The organism is Acinetobacter sp. YH12201 (assembly GCF_013418145.1).
In the GTDB taxonomy this organism is placed as follows: Bacteria; Pseudomonadota; Gammaproteobacteria; order Pseudomonadales; family Moraxellaceae; genus Acinetobacter.
Map to the genome: position 1 here is coordinate 1 of NZ_VPCP01000142.1, position 3,526 is coordinate 3,526.

The following is a 3,526-nucleotide window of genomic DNA, read 5'->3' on the forward strand; positions in this document are numbered from 1 at the left end:
GCATGTTCCGCGTCCTTGCAATACTGTGTTTACATACAGTCTATCGCTTAGCGGAAAGTTCTTTTACCCTCAGCCGAAATGCCTGCCGTTGCTAGACATTGCCAGCCAGTGCCCGTCACTCCCACTCAATAGTTGCCGGCGGCTTTGAGGAAACATCGTAGGTTACCCGCGAAATACCGGGAATCTCATTAATGATGCGGCTAGAAACCGTTTCTAAAAACTCATACGGCAAGTGTGCCCAGCGCGCTGTCATAAAATCGATAGTTTCTACTGCGCGCAATGCCACCACATACTCATAGCGGCGGGCATCGCCCACTACGCCAACCGACTTCACTGGCAAGAATACAGCGAAGGCTTGGCTGGTTTTGTGATACAGGTCAGCGGCATACAGCTCTTCGATAAAGATGGCATCAGCCAAGCGCAACCTGTCGGCATATTCTTTTTTTACTTCGCCAAGAATACGCACACCCAAGCCAGGGCCAGGGAAGGGATGACGGTAAACCATGTCGTAGGGCAGACCTAACTCCATACCGATCTTGCGCACCTCATCTTTAAACAGCTCGCGCAGCGGCTCCACCAGCTTGAGCGTCATAACACATTGATATTAGCTTCAATCTCTAAACCGTTGATTTGGAAATACATAATACCCTATTTGTTCATTCTTTTGTTATTTGTTGTATGTTGCGTTATTCCATCAATAATTTTATTCCAATCTTCGAAATGTAGTTCGTGTCCGGTTCCATCAAGCGTTATTAGTTTTGAGCCGTTTATCTTTTCAAGTAAAACTGCTGAATTCTTAAAATGCCATATTTTATCGTCCGTTCCGTGTACAATTAAGGTTGGTTGATTGATTTCGCTCAATCTGTTCCAGTATTCTTCACCACCTTGCAGTGCCGCATGATTGAACATACTTATATAGTTATTAGCTCTTTTAAATTCGGCTCTAATCAGTTTTTCACTTCTTTGTTTGTCAAATTGTTTCCTGCCGCTCATCAATTCAGCACCTTGAATTAAATAATTTGCCACACTGTCTTCATTTGTCCAATCTACGGTTTCAGCTTTTCCGTGAAAATCTAAAATACGCGTATCCATTTCAGGAATTGTGGGGTCTGAGTCGCCCCAAGGACCTGATGAGATTAGTGTTATTGAACTTACCCTGTCGGCATATTTTATTGATGCTATTTGAGAAATCAGTCCGCCCAGTGAAATTCCCACAAAATTGGCTTTGACTATTTTATAGCCGTCCAAAATTGAAATAGCATCATGGGTTAAGTCAACAATATCATAGGGGGTTGAACCCGGTTCGTAATTAGTAGATTTTCCTACGTCCCTATTGTCGTAGCGAATAACAAAAAATCCCTTTTCAGATAGTTTCTGGCAAAATTCAGCATCCCAATACAACATGGATACCGTTGCTCCCGCAATCAAGAGTATTGCCGGATCTTTTTCACATCCAAAACTTTCGGTAAAAAGTCTTATTCCGTTTTTTTTAACTATTTTCTCTTTCATTTCCTCGCCTTTCTGTTTTATAGATTCATTAGTTTTTGGAAAGAAAAGTCGAGGCTGAACATTTCCGTTTCGTTTATTATTGATTCTGCCTGTGCTTCTCTTCCATAAGCAAACATTTGCTGTTCATAATTTTCAATAGCCTCTTCAATGCTGTTAAATTTCCCATTGGTCAGATTATCCGACAATATCAAGGCATCCATCAACCCACTGTTTACGCCTTGTCCTGCAAAAGGAGGCATCAAATGAGCAGCATCTCCAATCATCGTTATGGGTAATGGACGCTTACTTTTCCAAGACTTATCTAAGGGAAATATTCGTGTCGCTAACCCTACAAAAGATGATGTCAAACGAATCAGTTCTTTGTAGCGTTCGTCCCAATCGGAAAATTTTTTCAGGAGAAAATCAACGACACTATTTCTGTCTTGAAAATCTACCCGCGTTTTGCTTTTCCATTCATCAGGTGTTTTAAAACTTATTCCAAAATGCAATGCACCATTATTATTAGGATTCGCAAATAATAAATTACCTTGATGAGCAGCCATTAGCCGGTTTCCATTGCAAAGCTGAAAAAATCCAGGACAGTTCACCTCCGGTTGATGAATATCGGCTTGTATATTGAAAGTACCTGTTTCTTCAACTTCCGTGTCGGTAACAAATTTTCTTACTTTAGACATTCCACCATTGGCAATAATAACCAGATCTGCTGTTTCACTCGATTTATCCTCAAAAGTTAGTATCCACTTCTCCTTATCAGGTTCAAGGGTAACAAGTTTTCTATCCCAAATGACGGTATCATTTTGTAAACTATTTAATAGGATAGTCCTTAAGTCATTTCTGTTTATTTCAGGATTGTCAAAACGATTTTCGGGTCTTACATTTTTTGTGGTTAAAATATTGCCCTTTTCATCAACAATATTTACACCCATTGGTAAAGCTAAGTCATAATAAGTTTGTAACAATCCCGCTCTTTTCATTGCTTCCTGTCCCGAATCCCTGTGCAGATCAAGTGTCCCACCAAAAATCCTTGCATCTTGGTCTTTGTCTCTCTCGTAAACTGTAATGTCCACGCCGTTTTGCTGTAACAATCTCGCCATTGTTAATCCAACAGGCCCGGCACCAATTATTGTAATTTTTTTATGTTTTAGTAAAGTCATATTCTTGTTCGCTGGTTTTAATGTCAACTAATGTCTGTCAATTTAATCACTTTGTTTTTTTTAAATTCAAACACGGATTTTCCTGATAACTTTAGCTTTTGCCCTTTTTTTAAGCCGTTCGGAAAGTCAATTGCTAAAATTGCTGTATAATCAATTTCTATTTCAGTGCTGTTGTCAAAATGCCTAAACGATTTAACTGTCTGTGTTCTCTTTGCAAAGTATGTTTTTGCTGTTTCTGCCTGTTGTTTAAACGCTGTTAACCCTTTCAGCGATAAACTTATATCATTATTTTGAATGTTTTCAAAAACAATATTATCGTCAAGGTCTGCAACCATTTTTTTGATATCAAATTGGTTGTATCCATCGATGTAGTTATTGATGATGTTTACTCTGTCGGTCATATTTTGTAATTATTTATCGGTTACATATTGGTGTTGTCTGTAGGTTGTTCTACGATAATTGCCAACTTTTAACTTCTATACGAAGGAACATGTTGGGATACTTGAACTTTCGATTTAGCGCCAACACGAGCAAACCGAAGTTAGCACCTACTCTCTATTCAGCATATTTTTTAAAAATACTTGTGGCAATGTGTCCGCCAAAACCAAAAGTATTACTCATTGCGTAATTCACTTGCCGTTGTTGTGATTGGTGTAACGTCAAGTTAAATATATCCCTATATTCAGGTTCAATATCTACCGAATTGATTGTTGGCGGAACAATGTTATTCTGAACAACGTATAGGAAGAATAAACGCCCTTTTCACCCAAGTCCAACAGCTTTGGACCGCAGTTGACTCTTTCGACACCCCTGCGATGCAACCCAATCCGGCTGACGGGGAGCCAGCAACGCTGAAAATTTAC

General features: G+C 39.4%; 3 protein-coding genes and 1 pseudogene. All 4 read right to left on the minus strand.

Going from position 1 to position 3,526, the window contains the following annotated elements; all coding sequences use genetic code 11:
• Nucleotides 1-115 precede the first annotated feature (115 nt).
• A pseudogene (locus tag FTU91_RS15880) lies at nt 116-583 on the minus strand (GMP synthase (glutamine-hydrolyzing)); the annotation flags it as partial.
• Nucleotides 584-648: 65 nt separating this feature from the next.
• Nucleotides 649-1,509, minus strand: coding sequence for a macrolide hydrolase EstT (gene estT / locus FTU91_RS15885; protein WP_077782102.1), 861 nt, complete (start codon nt 1,507-1,509; stop codon nt 649-651).
• 17 nt (nt 1,510-1,526) lie between these two features.
• On the minus strand, nt 1,527-2,690 hold the full coding sequence (tet(X), locus tag FTU91_RS15890; RefSeq protein ID WP_064754130.1) for a tetracycline-inactivating monooxygenase Tet(X): 1,164 nt from the start codon (nt 2,688-2,690) through the stop codon (nt 1,527-1,529).
• Nucleotides 2,687-3,064 carry a hypothetical protein gene (locus FTU91_RS15895; RefSeq protein WP_044502095.1) on the minus strand — a complete coding sequence of 126 codons (378 nt, stop codon included), beginning with the start codon at nt 3,062-3,064 and terminating at the stop codon, nt 2,687-2,689. Before FTU91_RS15895 ends, tet(X) begins: the two co-directional genes overlap by 4 nt.
• Between the last annotated feature and the right edge of the window lie 462 nt (nt 3,065-3,526).